Below are 15,264 nucleotides of genomic sequence, written 5' to 3'. Positions count from 1 at the left end.
AATCGCTCCCGCTCACTTTCGGGCGATGATCCGGAGGACGTCCTCGTCTTCGAGTTCGTGATCGCGACCGACCTGCTGTTCGTCGTGTTTCGCCGAGGGGCCGCTTACGCGGGCGAACCGGAACCGGTCCTCGAAGCTGCCGCCGAGTTCGTGTAACGCGTCGTCGACGGTGTTTTTCTCCTCCGTTAGGACGAGTGGCTCCTCTCGGTCGATGCCGCGGCCCGGCTTGTCCATGTAGATCCGAATGAGCCCCAGATCGTCCCAGATGGTCTCTTTGAGCGAATCGAGCCCGCGCTCCTTTTCGGCGCTGATAAAGACGGCCTCCTCGGGATCGATGTCGTGCTCACGGAGGTTCCCCTCGACCGTCTCGACGTAGCTCGGGTCGATCAGATCGACTTTGTTGACCGCGACGGCGGAGGGTAGATACTCGCGGTTGTCCTGTAGGGAGTCGACCAGCTGGTCGATCGTGAGGTCCTCGCGGATCGTCACGTCGGCGTTGACGTAGTCGTACTCCCGGAGGACGCCCATGATCGTCTCGTCGTCGAGACTCACCCGGTCGGACGTGGTGAGGTTGATGCCGCCTTTGTGTTTCTTGCGGATGTTGACCTGTACCGGCTCGGTGTCGAGCCTGACCTTGTTCTTATACAGCTCCTGATACAGCCGTTCGTACTGGTCGATCTCGAACGCCGAGAGGACGAAGAGGACGAGATCGGCCGTTCGAACCACCGAAAGGACCGCCTGGCCGCCGCCACGGTTCTCCGCCGCCCCCTCTATGAGACCGGGAACGTCGAGCAACTGGATGTTCGCCCCCCGGTAATCGAGCATCCCGGGGTTGACGTCCAACGTGGTGAACTCGTAGGAGCCGACCTCGCTGTCCGCGTTCGTCAGGGCGTTGAGAAGTGTCGACTTGCCGACGGAAGGGAACCCGACCAGCGCGACCGTCGCGTCGCCGTGTTTCTCGACGGCGTAGCCGCCCCCGCCGCTTCCCGAGGACTGTTGACGTTCCAGCTTTTCTTTTTTTTCCGATAGTTTCGCCTTCAGCCGACCGATGTGCTGTTCGGTCGATTTGTTGTACGGGGTGTCGGCGATCTCCTCCTCGATCGCCTCGATCTCCTCTTTGAGCCCCATTAGAAGTGAGGTATCGCCGGTGCCGAAAAAGACGTTCGGTTGGGAGACGAGACGGCCCGAGGACGGCGGGGATTCGAAACGACCGAGACCTCGCTGGAAACGACCAAGACTTTTATTCTCGGATCCGTACCGACGGCATGGACGGCAAACGGAGGCTCGCGTACACGCTCGTCTGTGCCGGGGTGGCGTTCGTCGGCGTGTTCCATCTCATCTTTTCGACGATCTTCGGCTACGGGTTCCGAACGGTCGGCGGGGTGCTCGTCGCCGCCGCCGTCTTCGGGCTGTTTGTGATCAACGCCTGACATTTTATGTACCCCTAATAGCGTTTTATGTTCCCTTGATACTGGTGGACGAAATCAAATGAAACCGACTCACGAGTGATCCGCCGTTCGCTCCGTCGAACGGCGTGATCCTCGTGCGTCGTGTGTACATTCTTTTGTCCGTCAGTATGAGGACGGGACACGTCGTGAACGCACCGCCGGCGGGATCCCCGGTTGGCCGCGCTCCCTGACAGATGGACGCCGGATTGCGTACCGGTACCACGCCGGTTCGAATCGACAACGCTTAAAACCGCAGCGACACTCGGGACGTACATGGCTGGAACTATCGAAGTGCTCGTCCCCGGTGGGCAGGCCAACCCGGGGCCGCCGCTCGGCCCCGAACTCGGCCCGACCCCGGTTGACGTGCAGGCGGTCGTCAACGAAATCAACGAACAGACGGCGGCGTTCGACGGGACCGAAGTCCCCGTCACCGTCGATTACGACGACGACGGCTCGTTCAGTATCGAAGTCGGCGTCCCGCCGACGGCGGCACTGATCAAGGACGAACTCGGGTTCGAAACCGGGTCCGGCGAGCCGAACGAGGAGTTCGTCGCCGACATGAGTGCCGAACAGCTCAAGACGGTCGCCGAACAGAAACTCCCCGACCTCTTGGCATACGACGCGCGAAACGCCGCGAAGGAAGTCGCGGGCACGTGTGCCTCCCTCGGCGTCACCGTCGAAGGCGAGGACGCCCGAACGTTCAACGAACGGCTCGACAACGGCGAGTTCGACGGGACGTTCGAGGAGTCGAAGGCGGCAGCGTAACCACCCCCTGTTTATATTCGGCTGGGTGACCTCGCCCGCCGAGACCGCGGGCTCCGTCCCGGGGACTCTTTCGGCACTTCTTTTAGGTGGCGAGACCCATCCGTAGGTATGGTAGCGCTCGGATTGGTGGTCGCGCAGTTCAACAAAGAGCGGCCAATAACGAACGAAATGGCGTCCCGTGCCCGGGAGGCCGCAGCCGAAGCCGGCGCCGAGATCGTCGAAACGATCGAGGTCCCCGGCTCCTACGATACGCCGCTCGCGGCCGACCGGCTGGCGCGACGGCCGGAGATCGATGCCGTCGCGGTCCTCGGCGCGATCGTCACCGGCGATACGGACCACGACAAGGTGATCGGCGATGCGGCTGCCGCCGGACTCACCGACGTCTCCCTCGAGCGGGACACGCCGGTCACGCTCGGGATCACCGGTCCCGGGATGAGCCACGCGGAGGCCGAAGAGCGGACCCACCACGGCGCGAGCGCCGTCCGAAGCGCTATTTCACTCGCGGAGGAACTCGATACACTATGACAATGCAATTCACGGATCGCGTCGAGCGGGTCGAACCCAGCGCGACGCTCGCGATCAGCAACCTCGCATCGAAACTCGAAGCCGACGGCGTCGACGTCGTCGATCTCTCCGTCGGCGAACCGGACTTCCCGACGCCCGAGAACGTCGTCGAGGCGGGAAAGGCCGCCCTCGACGCCGGCCACACCGGCTATACGCCATCGAACGGGGTCCCGGAGCTGAAGGAGGCGATCGTCGGAAAACTCGAAGCAGACGGTCTCGACTATACGACCGACGAAGTCATCGTAACGCCGGGCGGCAAGCAGGCGCTCTATGAGACGTTCCAGACGCTCGTCGACGACGGCGACGAGGTCGTCCTCTTGGATCCGGCGTGGGTCAGCTACGAGGCGATGGCGAAGTTGGCCGGTGGCAGCCTCTCGCGGATCGACCTCTCCGAGTCGGCGTTCCAACTGGAGCCGGTCCTCGACGAGCTCGCGGCGACGGTTTCCGACGACACCGAGCTCCTCGTTATCAACTCTCCGTCGAACCCCTCGGGCGCGGTCTTCACGGACGCGGCGCTCGAAGGCGTTCGCGACCTCGCCGTCGACCACGACGTGACGGTTATCTCGGACGAGATCTACGATACGGTCACCTACGGGGTCGAGCAGACGTCGCTTGGGGCGCTCGACGGGATGGGCGACCGAACGGTCACGATCAACGGCTTCTCGAAGGCGTACTCGATGACCGGCTGGCGACTCGGCTATCTCGCCGCCCCCGAGTCGCTCATCGAGCAGGCCGGAAAGCTCCACTCGCACTCGGTGTCGTGTGCGGCGAACTTCGTCCAGCGCGCCGGGATCGAGGCGCTCGAAAACACCGAGGAATCGGTCGCGGAGATGCGCAACGCCTTCGAGAGCCGGCGTGACATGCTCGTAGAGCTGTTCGCCGAACACGGCATCGATGTGCCCGTCCCGGACGGCGCGTTCTACATGATGCTGCCGGTCGACGGCGACGACCAGGCGTGGTGTGAGGGTGCCATCGAGGAGGCCCACGTCGCGACGGTCCCGGGGAGCGCCTTCGGAACCCCCGGGTACGCCCGGCTCTCCTACGCTGCGAGCGAGGAACGCCTCCGTGAGGGCGTCGAACGGCTCGCCGACGCCGGCTATATCTAGCCGACAGACACGACGAAGAAATCGACAGACACGACGAAGAGATGCGCGTCCTGTGGTGTCAAGACGAACAAGCCGTCGTGAGGTCGTTTACAGTCGCCGGTATCCTCCCCGATTTCGCAGAAAAGAAAACGGCTGTCCGACCCGCCGCCGCGTCTCGCTTACTCCTCCAGGGCGTCGCCGATACGCTCGATCTCGCGTCGGATGTCGTGGAGTTCGTCGCGGACTTTCCGGACCTCACGGACGAGTTCTTCGTTGTCGGCCTCCTCTTGGTCCGCCTCGCCGCCCATTCCGGGCGGGCCGCCACCCATGCCGCCGGGGCCGCCGCCCATACCACCGGGGCCGCCACCGCCGCCCATCATACCGCCCATCATCTGTGCGAAGGGGTTGCCGCCGGGACCGCCGCCGCCCATACCACCGGGGCCGCCACCGCCGCCCATCATCTCTTTCATTTTCTCCTCGCGGCTCATCTCCCCGCCCTCACCGTCGCCCTCGCCCTCCTCGGATCGTTGTTGTCTGATCTCCTCGACGCGCTCACGGAAGGATTTCTCCTCGCCTTCGTCCTCGTTGCCGCCCTCTCCGTCGGGATCTTTTTCGTCTGTCATAACCCCACCTTTCGGCTCACGACAAAAAAGTCCACAGGTTCCCGGGACAGGGGGCGATCAGCCGAACGAGCCGAGATCCGACTGGAGCGTCCGCGTGCTCGTCCCCGCCTCGAGTTCGTGGCCGACCAACGACCGCATGTCGACGGCGAAGCGGCCCCCGGAGCGCCCGAGAACGAGCACCCGCCCCTTCGTCCCGACGACCCTCCCGGCGGCAAAGGTCTCGGCGATCGGCGCGGCATCCAATTCGAGCCCGTAGTCGAACTCGTGGGTCCGCTCGACGTCGAAGCCCTCGAGCAGCCGCCTCCAGGACGCCCCGTCGACTGACCGGCCCATTCCCGCGATCTTCGCCGGAACGCGGACCGAATCCGGAATCGGCGTCGTGGCCGCGATCTCCGCTTCGATCTCCCGCGCGATCCGGCCGTTGGCGACGCGCCGGACGATCGCCCCGCGGTCGGCACCCTGCCCGCGGAGTCGACGGGTCGGATCCGGCCGCCCCGTTACGCCGACTTTGAACGTCGCGGGGGCGAACGCCGCCAGGTAGACGACGTGCTCGTCGTAGCAGTCCATCTCCGCCTTGAGACAGCTCCCGGTACACTTCGCACAGATCCACGTCGGGTCGTGGCGCTCACAGTACGGCACCGACGGGGCCGCACAGCGGACGTGGTCGTCCCCGTCGACGGTCCCGGCGCAGTGGCGGTCGCCGAGCGTGTACGCGAGTTTGCGCCCGGCGGGGAGCGGCTCCTCCTCGACGGTGCCGTTCCGCGCGACGATCAGCGCCGCCTCGGCGTCCGCTCGATCCTCCGTCCGGTAGCCGACGACCTGCACGGGTTCGGATAGTCCTGCCAGCGGCTTATCGGTTTGGACCGCGGTTTCGGGGAGGTGTTCGGACCGCGGTTTCGGGGGAGTTCCCTCCCGTCGTCCGGTCGGTCACGACGTTTCGGCGGGCACCGTCCCCCGTGGCGGGCGGCTCACCGCGGAGACATAGCCGGCAGTATTAATAGCCCGCCAGCAGCCGTTTAGGTATGGCCCGTGGCATTGACGTCGGGACGATGAACATCGTTTCGGCACGGCAGGACGGCAACGAGTCTGTCTTCGTATCACAGCGAAACTCCTTCGTCGAGATCGACTACAGCGACATGGCGGATCGGATGCTCAGTCGATCCGACGTCCTCCACATCCGGCGTGACGACAACGTCTACGTCGTCGGCGACGACGCGTTGAACTTCGCGAACATCTTCAACGAGGAGACCCGGAGACCGATGAAACACGGGATCCTCTCCTCCGAGGAGAAATCCGCGATCCCGATGATCAAGCTCATACTCGAGCAGGTGGTCGGCGAACCGGAGCGCCCGAACGAACGGGTGTACTTTTCGACGCCCGCCGATCCGATCGACTCGGATCTCTCGACGCTGTACCACCAGAAGACGCTCGAATCGTTCCTCGGTGACATCGGGTACGACCCGGAACCGATCAACGAGGGGATGGCGGTCATTTACTCCGAACTCGCGGATCACAACTTCACCGGCCTCGGTATCTCCTTTGGGGCGGGCATGACCAACGTCTGTCTGTCCTACTATGCGGTCCCGGTCATGACGTTTAGCGTCGCCCGCGGTGGCGACTGGATCGACGAACAGACCGCCACCGCGACCGGCGAGAACGTCGACAAGGTCACATCGACCAAGGAGGAGGACTTCCGGCTCGACTTCACGACCGATGCCGGCGGTGTCGAAGGGGCGCTGTCGATCTACTACGACAATCTGCTCGATTACGTCATCGAGAACATCGCCCGCGAGGTCAACGAGGAGGACGTAGAGGAGGGCCTCGACGTCCCGGTGGTCGTCACCGGCGGCACGTCGAGCCCCCCGGGCTTCGAGAAGCTCTTCGAGGAACGCCTCGACAAGGCCGACATCCCGTTCTCGATCAGTCACGTCCGGAAGGCCAAAGAGCCGCTCTACAGCGTCGCCCGTGGTGCCCTCGTCGCCTCCCGAACCGAAGAGGGAAGCGACGAGGCGGACGCACAGGCCGAATCCGAGGAGTAATCCCGTCGGGGGCCGTGTCCACGGTTTCCGGACCGTCGCTCGGGTGTCTCCAGCCGCTGGACGGTCGCTCGGGTGTCTCCAGCCGCTGGATCGACCCTCAGACGTCTTCGGACTCCGGGTCCATCCCGGAGTGGACCGCGAGGTGGTCATACAGCGCATCGCGCGTCTCGAAAGTCGACTCACAGACGGCACAGGCGAGCGTCCCGCCGCCGTCGGCGGCCTCGAACGTGGCCGCGAGTGCTGGATCCGGGCTGTCGATGCGGACGACCGTCGGCTCGGGATCGGACGCCTTCGATCGGGGATCGGAGTTGAGAACCACCTCCAGTTCGGGTTCGCCGTCGACGGTTTTGACGGTCACCGATCCCGTACTTGCGGCGTCAGCGTACCGAGCGATCGCTTCGCTCCACGTCGTGACCCGGGTCCGTTCCCCTCGGTGTTCGACGGGGACGCCGGCGTAGCCACAGGATGCACATCCGACGGCCGTCCGGTCCCCGAGCGTATATCGGTCGAGGTCGCCACCACAGCGGGGACAGTCCATACCCGGCCGTTGTAGCGGCGGTGAAAAGAATGTACTCCCGAGGGCGAATAACTGAGGTGCATCCGTAAATTTATACCTATTCCCGTGAAGTATGTCCCACGATGGCAGACGGAACCGCGGGTGCGACACGGCGACGACTGGCCCAGGAGCTGGCCGTCGTGGCGGGGTTCGAGGATCCACACGCGCCGCTGGAGCAGTACCACACGCCGCCGGATCTGGCGGCACACATCGTCCACGTCGCGGATCTGCAGGGCGACGTCGAGGGACGGACGGTGTTCGATCTCGGCTGTGGGACGGGGATGCTCGCATTGGGGGCGGCGCTGCGGGGCCCGGAACGGGCGATCGGGATCGATATCGACCCCGCCCCACTCTCGACGGCGCGCGAAAACGAGCGCCGCGTGGGCGCGATGACCGACGTCTCGTGGGTCAGGGGTGACGTGAGTGTCGTCCCCGTCATCCCGACCGAGGACGCGACCGTACTCATGAACCCGCCGTTCGGCGCACAGTCCGGCAACGAGGGTGCCGATCGCGCATTTCTCCAGACTGCCGCCGCGATCGCGGGCGTCTCCTACTCCGTTCACAACGCCGGTAGCGAATCGTTCGTTCGGGCGTTTGCCGACGACAACGGCGGACGTGTCACCCACGCCTTCGCCGCGGCGTTCGAACTCCCTCGGCAGTTCGAACACCACGACGCCGACTCCCGCTCGATCGACACCGAAGTCTATCGGATCGAGTGGACGTAGCGGTCAGTGCGCGATACGCTCTCAAACCCGACGGTCGGTCCGCAACCGTTCCCGTAACAGGGGGGTCGTCGCGATCCCGCCGAGTAGGATCAGGTACCAATACGTCGAGAGTCGGTACAGAAGCGTCACCGCAGTGGCCGTAGCACTGCCGATATCCCCGATGGTAACGAGCATCGCGACCATTATCGCCTCTATGCCCCCGACCCCTCCCGGCGTGGGTAGCACGCCCGAGAACTTCGTTATCATTACGATGCCGGCCGAAAGCGCGATGGGGATCCTCACGCCGACGGCGTGTCCGGCGATAGTGAGGGGGATCATCAAAAACAACATCCCCAGGTGTCCGAATACCAAGCCGCTCGCGGTCGCACGACGACTCGAGGAGATCCTGTCGATCGAATCGTAAAACGCCGACACACGCGATTTTTCCTTGACGTTCGAGGGGCGACCGATTCGGCTCCGGACCGCGTTCACGACGGCGGACACGCGCTCGAACACCCGGTATACGACCCAACGCTGATAGTATCCGACGCCCAGTACCGCAACCAGGGCGGCAACGGGGATACCGGCGGACAACAGCGTCCCATTGGGGACGTTACCGCTGTATACGAGGATTCCGACGCCGCCCAGGGTAAAGTGGGGGACGTACACCAGAATATCGGCGACCAGAACCGCGCCGAACGCATGTTCTATTTCGATGCGGTCGTCGCGAGAGGAAAGATACGCCATGACCGTCTGTGTTCCGGCCATGGCGTACGGGAGGGTATATCTGAACACGGAGTAGATCAAAAACAGCCACAGTCCCCGGAACATCCCGCCGTTGTACCCGACGAGATTGAGCAGTCGGACGTACACGTACCCCCGCATCCCGATCGCGACCGACATGGAGACGAACAGGAGGTACACGTATCGTCGGTCCGAATCGCCCATGACGTCGAGGACCGCAGACAGGTCGACGAACAGAAAGATCGCCCCGAACGCGGAGATCGCCGCCGCCACACTGAGGACCGGCTTTAGGTTATTCCGCATCGGTACATTCCTCGCCCCTCGGCCACTTAAGAACCCTGGGATCTCCGGACGGGACGGGCGAACTATAGTAGAGATCGGAAGACGATACACGCTCGACCGCACGGCGGCAGTACGATCGACGTGTGAATAGTTGCGATGTCTATTATAACGGACCATACCGATCTCACGTGCGATCACTCCCCCGTCGCGCGATCCGAACCCGCGTCTCCCCGCGTTCGGCGAACACGTCCCGGCCCTCGCGGACGAACGTGAGCCCGCCGGTCGTGACCGTCCCGTTTTCGGCCGGGATATCGGCCGTTCCAAGCCGGTCGCCGCCGCGGGAGACGGCGATTTCGAAGCGGTCCCCGACGGGCGCTATCGAGACGTTCCGGCCGTCGACGATGGCGTCGGCACGGACGGGATCGGCACGGAAGACGACGGGGCGGTCCTCGTCGGCCGCGACGCCGAGGCGGACGTGATACGTCGCGTTCCCGCCGGTGACGTCCCAGGCCGTCCGCGTCGCACGGACGTCCTCACTCCAGGTGAGGCCGCCGATCCGGACGGTCGCGGCCCCCGTCGATTCGAGCCGCGCCGCAGACACCTCTTCCCACCAGACGTTCCGGCGCTCGGAGACGACGATGAGCCCGCTCGACTCGACGCGGTCCCCGGTCCGGTTTTTTACGCCGGGGACCGCGATCGCCGGGACGAACTGGTTTTCGACGTCCTCGGCGTAAAACACCGTGTAATCCTCGATTTCGATCGGATCGGCGTCCCCGACGCCGGCGGAGGGGTCCCCGACGGTATAGAGGTTCAGCGGAACCGCGACGGCCGAGACCGCCACGAGCGTAGCGAAGACCAGCCCGAACGCCGCCTCCCGACGCGAGAGATCGATGCTCGGAAGCAGCGTTCGGGGCGTCGCCGCCGCCCCGCCCGCGACGATCGCGGCGAGAACGAAAACCGCAGCCATCCCCAGCGCCCTGAACAGCCGGTAGGTCTCGGAGCCCTCCGGGAGGTAGAGCGCCCACAGGCCCCGGTCGACGGTGAAAGCGAGCGCGGCGAGCCAGACGTGTTCGGGCGTCGGGCGGACGTCGCGGTGATACAACAGCGCCGTTCCGGCCACGACCCCGAGCAACAGTCCGAGGGCGTGGCCCTGAACCGCGATCCCCGCCCACCACGGCCGCGAAAACGTCTCCGTGGCGGTCTGTTGGACCTCCGGCACCCGGAGTGCGTTGTACAGTTGGGCAACGATCCGCGTCGAGAGGGCCGCGACGAGGGTCGCGATCGGAAACCGGACCAGCGAGAACCCGACGAAGGCAAAGAGGGCTCCCGAGAAGCCGATCACCGGCCCGAGCCCGAAGGCCGACGTCGTGACGGCGGTGACGGCAATCGCGCACGGCCAGACGGCGATCCGGACGAACGGGTTCGTCCGAGCCGACGAGAACGACGAACTCCCCCGGCGGTGCGGAAAGTGACTCCAGGCGTACTCCGCCAACGACCCGAACACGAGCGTCGCAAGGAGGTTGCTCGTAACGTGGCCCAGCCCCGAGTGGGCGAACCCGGCGGTGAGGATCCCGAGCGGATAAAAGTAACTGTAGGCCCGAAACGGGATCTCGACCGGGGTTGTGGGGTCCGCGAGGCCGTCCTGGACGAACAGATAAAACAGGGCGACGCCGAGGACGGCGATGAGCGTTCCCCACGGAACCCCCATGACGAGCCGTTTGCGGACCGTCGATCCCCACCGGCCGCCGGGGCGACTCAGATACACGAGGGAAACGAGAGAAACGAAGACCCCGGCCGCGAGGACGAGATACCAACCGAGCGTCGCGGCATTAACCCCCACGAGCGTCACCACGTCCATACTCGAGGGGACGGCCGGCCGGACAAATAAGCCCCCGGTTCGATCCCTCCTCCCGATCGCCCGACACCACCCTACGATCGCCCGACACCGCCTCAAAACACCGCAAGTGCGACTACGAGTGATACGGCACTCACGAGCAGCATCGTCGCGAACACGACGAGTGCGGGAACGACGCCGGTCCGGCGGAGGTCGTCGATCCGGATCTCCGTACCGAGACCGGCGAACGCGAGCAGGAACAGCCAATCGACCGCGTTCGCGATCGAGGCCTGCTGGCCCGAAGAGAACACACCAGCGCTCGCGAGCACGATGAAAGCGAGGAACCCCAGGACGAACTTCGGGAAGTTCACCCACAGCATCCGGGGAGATGTCGGGCCCCCCGAGCCATGCCGGGCATAATAACTCCCATACCCGAGGGCGACAGCCCCGATCAGGGCGTTACGGGCGAGTTTCGTCACCGTCGCCCACTGGCCGGCAACCTCCGAGTGAGCGAACCCGACCGCGACGACAGGCCCGGTCGAGAGCATGCTAACACCGGCCCAGACGCCGAAGACGATCCCCGAGAGGTCGAGGACGGAGCCGACGATCGGGTAGACGACGATCGTGACCGCGTCGGCCAACAGGACGACCCCGGCGGCGTAGGCGATCTGTGTTTCCTTCGCGCGGACCGCGCCACCGACGGCGACGACCGCCGAGACACCACAGATCCCGGCCCCGGCGGCCAGCAACGAACCGAACCGCTCGGTCAATCCGGCGACGTTTCGGGCGATCGTCTCGACGATGCCGACGGTGACCGCCACCGTAAGGAGCATCAAAACGAGGACAGTGCTGCCGGCTTCGAGGATGGACTCGACGGTCAACGACGCACCGAGCAGGACGATCCCCGCTGCGAGCCAGATACTGTGTGTCGCGACGCCGGGACCGAGCCGATCGGGAACGCCGACCGTATTCGCCACTACGACTCCGAGTCCGATCGCGAGGAGCAGTTCGTTGACGCCGACGACGGTCGAGAGGGTGCGCGCCGACAGCGCGCCGAGACAGAGAACGACGATCCCCGGAAGGGCGTCGACGGCATCGGCCGTCATGGAACGTCGACGCCGAAGAACACGATGAAAGCGACGATCGTGACTCCGAGGAGGACGCCCTGCCAGTCAGCGTCGAGACACTGCCAGCGGTCGATCGCGCCCCGGAGTACCCCGCCGAACCGATCGTCTTTCATGAGGACGCTTGGTCGATCCGGGATTGTATATCTACTGATTTTGTCGCCGATATAGGCATTTATTGCTGGTTTTGTGATATCTCACGTACGTCGGCTTTCCCGACCGCGATCACGCTCGTCCCCCCGATTTTATATACGAACACGGATCCAACCGCCGTATGCAGTGACCGAACGCTGGCGGGTCGCCGAGGCGGGAGCGCGGCGTCGAGGACGCCCACCGCGATCCACGCCCGCCAGTCGCTGTCGGATCGCCTGTTCGCATTTCGATAGGGACTTGTTCGTCTCACGATACTCTCCACCGTGTCCCGGTTCTACATTCCAGGCTTGCTCGTGGCTCTCGCACTCCTCTGGGGGCTATCGTTCCCGGCTATTTCGGTCGGACTGGAGTATCTTCCGCCACTTCTGTTCGCGGCGTTCCGGTATGACGTCGCCGCCGTCCTCCTGTTGGGGTATGCCATCGGTACGACCGACAGCTGGTGGCCGGCCGGTCGGAACAACGTCGCGGCGATCGCCAGCGGTGGACTCTTTCTCGTCGCCGGAAACGGCCTGCTGTTCATCGGACAACAGACCGTTCCGAGCGGCGTCGCCGCGATTCTGCAGGCGCTCGTTCCGATCGTCACCGCGCTTTGGGCTCTCGTCTTGCTCGGCGAACGGCTCTCCGCCGTCGGCGCCTCGGGGATCGTCCTCGGGTTCGTCGGAATCGGACTCATCGTCCAGCCGGATCCGGGGAACCTGTTCGGTGCGAGCACGGTCGGCCGTCTCGTGATCGTCGGGCAGGTCGTGAGCGTCTCACTCGGCGGCGTGCTCGTCCAGCGCACGGCTCCGTCGATGGAGCGCGTGGCGATGACCGGCTGGGCGATGTTCGTCGGCGGGATCACACTTCACGTACTCAGCCTCGCGTACGGTGAAACGATGACAGCGGCCGGGAGCGATCCGATCGCCCTCGGAGCGGTCGTCTACCTCGGCGTCTTCTCGACCGCCATCGCGTTCGTGATCTACTTCACCGTGTTGAGCGAACGCGGGGCGTTCGAGGTGAGCCTCGTGACGTACCTCGTGCCGATCGTCGCGACGATCGCTGGTGTGTTCCTCCTCGGGGAGTCGATCGGTCTCTCGTCGGTGATCGGCTTTCTCGTCGTGTTCGTCGGGTTCGCGCTGATAAAACGTCACAGCCTCACAGAGGTTATCGCGGCCGCGGGCTGATGCGGACCGCGGTTCTACCGGCCATCGCCGACCGGGCGAGCGACGGTCGGTACGCCCGTACGACGCTCCGTACGACCTCTCACCGGATCACGCCGTTCGATCGGAGCCGATCGATCTCGGCGTCGTCGTATCCGACCGATTCCAACAGCGCCTCGGTGTGTTCGCCGTGGCCGGGACGTTCCCCACCGTCCCCTTCCGGCAGGTCGGAGCCACGGACGGGAAACCCGATGCGCGGAGCACCGCCTTCGGGCCGTTGGACGTATCCCCGGGCCTCGATCTGTGGATGTTCGAACGCTTCCGCGGGGGTATAGACGCCCGCGACCGCGGTATCGACGTCCGAGAACAGGTCTACCCACGCTTTGCGGGTTCGTTCGGCGAAAATCGCTTCGAGTTCCGAACGGAGAGCCTCCCGGATCGCGGGATCCTCGGACATGTGTTCGTCGATCAGTTCTGGCCGACCGACGGCCGTACAGAACGCCTCGAAGAACTTGGGTTCGAGCGCACCCAGCGTAACGTAGTTTCCCGCTTTCGCTTCGTAAATCCCATAACACGGATAGCCGCCGGTGAACGGCGTTTCTCCGGGCCGCGGGTTAGCGCCACGGAGCACGTCGGGGGCGAGAGCCTGCGAGAAGGAGACGACCGCGTCGGTCATAGAGACGTCCAGATACTCGCCGTCTCCGTTACCGAGCTCACGTGATAAGAGCGCGCCACAGATCGAAAACGCGGCGAGCAGCCCGCCGGAGATATCGGCTATCTGGTATCCTGGCATCCGTGGTGACTCATCGGCGCCCCGTCGGGTCATATCGAGCAACCCCGACAGCCCAACGCAGTTGAGATCGTGGCTGGGTCGGTCGGCGTAGGGGCCGTTCTGTCCATATCCCGTCAACGAGCAATACACAACGTCCGGCCGGCGTTCGGCGACCGTCTCGTAATCGACGCCGAGCCGTTCGGCCACACCGGGCCGAAAGCTTTCGATGACGGCGTCCGCCTCGGAGAGGAGATCGTAGAACGCCTTCCGCCCCGCGTCCGTCTTGAGATCGAGAGCGACACTACGTTTTTTACGGTTTACCGCGTCGAAAATCGTGCCGACCCCGTCGTCGGTCGTCGGGGCCATCCGTCGAGCGTAGTCGCCGGTCTCGGTGTCCTCGATCTTGATCACGTCAGCACCGACGTCGGCGAGCAGCTGTGTCGCGTACGGGCCGGGGAGCAATCGGGTGAGATCGAGGATCCGGATTCCGTCAAGTCGCATGGATGTCGGTGTTACCGACCGGGAATAATACTGCCGGCTGTACGTTCATGACGCGTTGTTCTCATACTGCCGGACGTCCGTTCGTGAACATCCGACTCGGTACATGCCCGAACCGCCGGTCGAACGTGCGTGTCGAGTGGCCCGCGATTCAACTCGGTACGTCCGGCAGTATCAACCGTGGGGGGTCGCGCGTGATAGATACTCGCCGGCAGTGTCATCCACGGTCGGGATCACTCCGTCTCGGCGGTCGGATCGACGGCCGTTCCCGCGTCCGTCGTACCGGAGCGGACAAACGAGAGGTAGAACGGCTCTCCACACCCTTCGTCGTCCGGATCCCGCACGGATCCGTCCGTACCACAGACGAACCGCACGCCATCGGCGTCGTCGGATTCGTAGTCCCCGTCGGCCGAGACGTATGTCCAGCCGTTGAGCGGGAACGGTGTGACGGATTTATCCGCGAGATACCCCTCGCGCTGCAGTTCGACGACGGTCTCACAATGTGGGCAGTAGTAGGTGACTGGAGTCGCCATGTTATGCGTATGCTCCGACCCCGTTTGGGGGTATCGCTTGGGGCAGTCGGCCCGACTGCTTTTTGTTCTGAACCCCGTATACGAGAGCATGAGCGTCACGTTGTACCGCCTCGAAGGCTGTCCGTACTGCGAACTCGTCGCGGACGCGATCGACGAATCGGAAGCGGCGTTCGACAGCGTATGGGTCGAAGCGCTCCACTCGAAACGCGACGAGGTGAAGTCGATCACGGGCCAACGGCGGGTTCCCGCACTCGTCGACGACCGACTCGGCGTCTCGATGAGCGAATCACTGCGGATCCTCGAGTATCTGGAGACAACGTATGGCGGCGTCAACCCCACCGACGCCGAAACCGAACAGTAGACGGATCGAATCGTCATGGCACATCGACTGGGAGACGGTC

The 15,264-nt window shown here is 64.6% G+C and carries 17 protein-coding genes and 1 pseudogene; 8 read left to right on the top strand and 10 right to left on the bottom strand.

Annotated elements, in window-relative coordinates; translation table 11 throughout:
- Nucleotides 1-12 precede the first annotated feature (12 nt).
- On the bottom strand, nt 13-1,128 hold the full coding sequence (locus HZR14_RS07745) for an OBG GTPase family GTP-binding protein (RefSeq protein WP_181692288.1): 1,116 nt from the start codon (nt 1,126-1,128) through the stop codon (nt 13-15).
- 137 nt (nt 1,129-1,265) lie between these two features.
- On the opposite strand from HZR14_RS07745, the gene HZR14_RS07740 reads away from it, so the two are divergent.
- The 4 genes from HZR14_RS07740 to HZR14_RS07725 all read left to right on the top strand — a co-directional run bounded on the left by HZR14_RS07740 (nt 1,266) and on the right by HZR14_RS07725 (nt 3,883).
- Nucleotides 1,266-1,430 carry a hypothetical protein gene (locus HZR14_RS07740; protein ID WP_181692287.1) on the top strand — a complete coding sequence of 55 codons (165 nt, stop codon included), beginning with the start codon at nt 1,266-1,268 and terminating at the stop codon, nt 1,428-1,430.
- Between the two features lie 291 nt (nt 1,431-1,721).
- Nucleotides 1,722-2,213: a 50S ribosomal protein L11 gene (locus HZR14_RS07735; RefSeq protein WP_181692286.1), complete on the top strand. Its 492-nt coding sequence runs from the start codon at nt 1,722-1,724 to the stop codon at nt 2,211-2,213.
- A gap of 108 nt (nt 2,214-2,321) precedes the next feature.
- Nucleotides 2,322-2,738 carry a 6,7-dimethyl-8-ribityllumazine synthase gene (ribH, locus tag HZR14_RS07730; protein ID WP_181692285.1) on the top strand — a complete coding sequence of 139 codons (417 nt, stop codon included), beginning with the start codon at nt 2,322-2,324 and terminating at the stop codon, nt 2,736-2,738.
- Nucleotides 2,735-3,883, top strand: coding sequence for a pyridoxal phosphate-dependent aminotransferase (locus tag HZR14_RS07725; protein ID WP_181692284.1), 1,149 nt, complete (start codon nt 2,735-2,737; stop codon nt 3,881-3,883). Before ribH ends, HZR14_RS07725 begins: the two co-directional genes overlap by 4 nt.
- Before the next feature lie 158 nt (nt 3,884-4,041).
- On the opposite strand, the gene HZR14_RS07720 is transcribed toward HZR14_RS07725, so the two are convergent.
- Entirely contained in the window at nt 4,042-4,485 is a 444-nt protein-coding gene (locus tag HZR14_RS07720) for a hypothetical protein (protein WP_181692283.1), read from the bottom strand.
- Nucleotides 4,486-4,542: 57 nt separating this feature from the next.
- Complete coding sequence (locus HZR14_RS07715; RefSeq protein WP_181692282.1) at nt 4,543-5,310, bottom strand: DUF2797 domain-containing protein; 768 nt, start codon at nt 5,308-5,310, stop codon at nt 4,543-4,545.
- A 197-nt stretch (nt 5,311-5,507) separates the two neighbouring features.
- On the opposite strand from HZR14_RS07715, the gene HZR14_RS07710 reads away from it, so the two are divergent.
- Nucleotides 5,508-6,524, top strand: coding sequence for a disk-shape morphogenesis protein volactin (locus HZR14_RS07710; RefSeq protein WP_181692281.1), 1,017 nt, complete (start codon nt 5,508-5,510; stop codon nt 6,522-6,524).
- A gap of 97 nt (nt 6,525-6,621) precedes the next feature.
- Here the strand turns inward: HZR14_RS07710 and HZR14_RS07705 are convergent, their stop codons facing one another.
- A complete protein-coding gene (locus HZR14_RS07705; RefSeq protein ID WP_181692343.1) occupies nt 6,622-7,062 on the bottom strand; it encodes a hypothetical protein in 441 nt (146 codons plus the stop codon).
- 101 nt (nt 7,063-7,163) lie between these two features.
- Between HZR14_RS07705 and HZR14_RS07700 the strand changes: the two genes are divergently transcribed.
- The gene (locus HZR14_RS07700; RefSeq protein ID WP_181692280.1) at nt 7,164-7,805 is read left to right on the top strand and encodes an METTL5 family protein; all 642 of its coding nucleotides are present in this window, start codon (nt 7,164-7,166) and stop codon (nt 7,803-7,805) included.
- Nucleotides 7,806-7,826: 21 nt separating this feature from the next.
- Here the strand turns inward: HZR14_RS07700 and HZR14_RS07695 are convergent, their stop codons facing one another.
- The 4 genes from HZR14_RS07695 to HZR14_RS07680 all read right to left on the bottom strand — a co-directional run bounded on the left by HZR14_RS07695 (nt 7,827) and on the right by HZR14_RS07680 (nt 11,884).
- A complete protein-coding gene (locus HZR14_RS07695) occupies nt 7,827-8,831 on the bottom strand; it encodes a lysylphosphatidylglycerol synthase transmembrane domain-containing protein (protein WP_181692279.1) in 1,005 nt (334 codons plus the stop codon).
- A 163-nt stretch (nt 8,832-8,994) separates the two neighbouring features.
- The gene (locus HZR14_RS07690) at nt 8,995-10,668 is read right to left on the bottom strand and encodes a rhomboid family intramembrane serine protease (RefSeq protein ID WP_181692278.1); all 1,674 of its coding nucleotides are present in this window, start codon (nt 10,666-10,668) and stop codon (nt 8,995-8,997) included.
- A 92-nt stretch (nt 10,669-10,760) separates the two neighbouring features.
- A complete protein-coding gene (locus tag HZR14_RS07685; RefSeq protein WP_181692277.1) occupies nt 10,761-11,750 on the bottom strand; it encodes a YeiH family protein in 990 nt (329 codons plus the stop codon).
- Complete coding sequence (locus HZR14_RS07680; RefSeq protein WP_181692276.1) at nt 11,747-11,884, bottom strand: hypothetical protein; 138 nt, start codon at nt 11,882-11,884, stop codon at nt 11,747-11,749. The genes HZR14_RS07685 and HZR14_RS07680 overlap by 4 nt, the downstream gene beginning before the upstream one ends.
- A gap of 300 nt (nt 11,885-12,184) precedes the next feature.
- Here HZR14_RS07680 and HZR14_RS07675 point away from each other — a divergent pair, with 300 nt between their 5' ends.
- Nucleotides 12,185-13,084 (top strand): DMT family transporter, encoded by a 900-nt coding sequence (locus HZR14_RS07675; RefSeq protein ID WP_220132486.1) that lies wholly within the window; start codon nt 12,185-12,187, stop codon nt 13,082-13,084.
- A 79-nt stretch (nt 13,085-13,163) separates the two neighbouring features.
- On the opposite strand, the gene HZR14_RS07670 is transcribed toward HZR14_RS07675, so the two are convergent.
- Together HZR14_RS07670 and HZR14_RS07665 are read right to left on the bottom strand one after the other, a co-directional pair.
- Nucleotides 13,164-14,333: a CaiB/BaiF CoA transferase family protein gene (locus tag HZR14_RS07670; RefSeq protein WP_181692275.1), complete on the bottom strand. Its 1,170-nt coding sequence runs from the start codon at nt 14,331-14,333 to the stop codon at nt 13,164-13,166.
- Between the two features lie 233 nt (nt 14,334-14,566).
- Nucleotides 14,567-14,863 (bottom strand): annotated as a pseudogene (locus HZR14_RS07665) (DUF7969 family protein); the annotation flags it as partial.
- An 88-nt stretch (nt 14,864-14,951) separates the two neighbouring features.
- Here HZR14_RS07665 and HZR14_RS07660 point away from each other — a divergent pair.
- A complete protein-coding gene (locus HZR14_RS07660) occupies nt 14,952-15,224 on the top strand; it encodes a glutathione S-transferase N-terminal domain-containing protein (protein ID WP_181692273.1) in 273 nt (90 codons plus the stop codon).
- Nucleotides 15,225-15,264: the final 40 nt, after the last annotated feature.

The organism is Natronomonas salinimetallica (genome assembly GCF_013839515.1).
GTDB lineage: Archaea > Halobacteriota > Halobacteria > Halobacteriales > Haloarculaceae > Natronomonas.
Note: the sequence above shows the minus strand (reverse complement) of the source record. Positions and strands in the feature narration are given on the sequence as shown.

Coding starts and splice junctions, on each gene's coding strand:
- HZR14_RS07745 (WP_181692288.1), bottom strand. CDS start 1,128: ATGGGGCTCAAAGAGGAGATCGAGGCGATCGAGGAGGAGATCGCCGAC.
- HZR14_RS07740 (WP_181692287.1), top strand. CDS start 1,266: ATGGACGGCAAACGGAGGCTCGCGTACACGCTCGTCTGTGCCGGGGTG.
- HZR14_RS07735 (WP_181692286.1), top strand. CDS start 1,722: ATGGCTGGAACTATCGAAGTGCTCGTCCCCGGTGGGCAGGCCAACCCG.
- ribH (WP_181692285.1), top strand. CDS start 2,322: ATGGTAGCGCTCGGATTGGTGGTCGCGCAGTTCAACAAAGAGCGGCCA.
- HZR14_RS07725 (WP_181692284.1), top strand. CDS start 2,735: ATGACAATGCAATTCACGGATCGCGTCGAGCGGGTCGAACCCAGCGCG.
- HZR14_RS07720 (WP_181692283.1), bottom strand. CDS start 4,485: ATGACAGACGAAAAAGATCCCGACGGAGAGGGCGGCAACGAGGACGAA.
- HZR14_RS07710 (WP_181692281.1), top strand. CDS start 5,508: ATGGCCCGTGGCATTGACGTCGGGACGATGAACATCGTTTCGGCACGG.
- HZR14_RS07705 (WP_181692343.1), bottom strand. CDS start 7,062: ATGGACTGTCCCCGCTGTGGTGGCGACCTCGACCGATATACGCTCGGG.
- HZR14_RS07700 (WP_181692280.1), top strand. CDS start 7,164: ATGGCAGACGGAACCGCGGGTGCGACACGGCGACGACTGGCCCAGGAG.
- HZR14_RS07695 (WP_181692279.1), bottom strand. CDS start 8,831: ATGCGGAATAACCTAAAGCCGGTCCTCAGTGTGGCGGCGGCGATCTCC.
- HZR14_RS07690 (WP_181692278.1), bottom strand. CDS start 10,668: ATGGACGTGGTGACGCTCGTGGGGGTTAATGCCGCGACGCTCGGTTGG.
- HZR14_RS07685 (WP_181692277.1), bottom strand. CDS start 11,750: ATGACGGCCGATGCCGTCGACGCCCTTCCGGGGATCGTCGTTCTCTGT.
- HZR14_RS07680 (WP_181692276.1), bottom strand. CDS start 11,884: ATGAAAGACGATCGGTTCGGCGGGGTACTCCGGGGCGCGATCGACCGC.
- HZR14_RS07670 (WP_181692275.1), bottom strand. CDS start 14,333: ATGCGACTTGACGGAATCCGGATCCTCGATCTCACCCGATTGCTCCCC.
- HZR14_RS07660 (WP_181692273.1), top strand. CDS start 14,952: ATGAGCGTCACGTTGTACCGCCTCGAAGGCTGTCCGTACTGCGAACTC.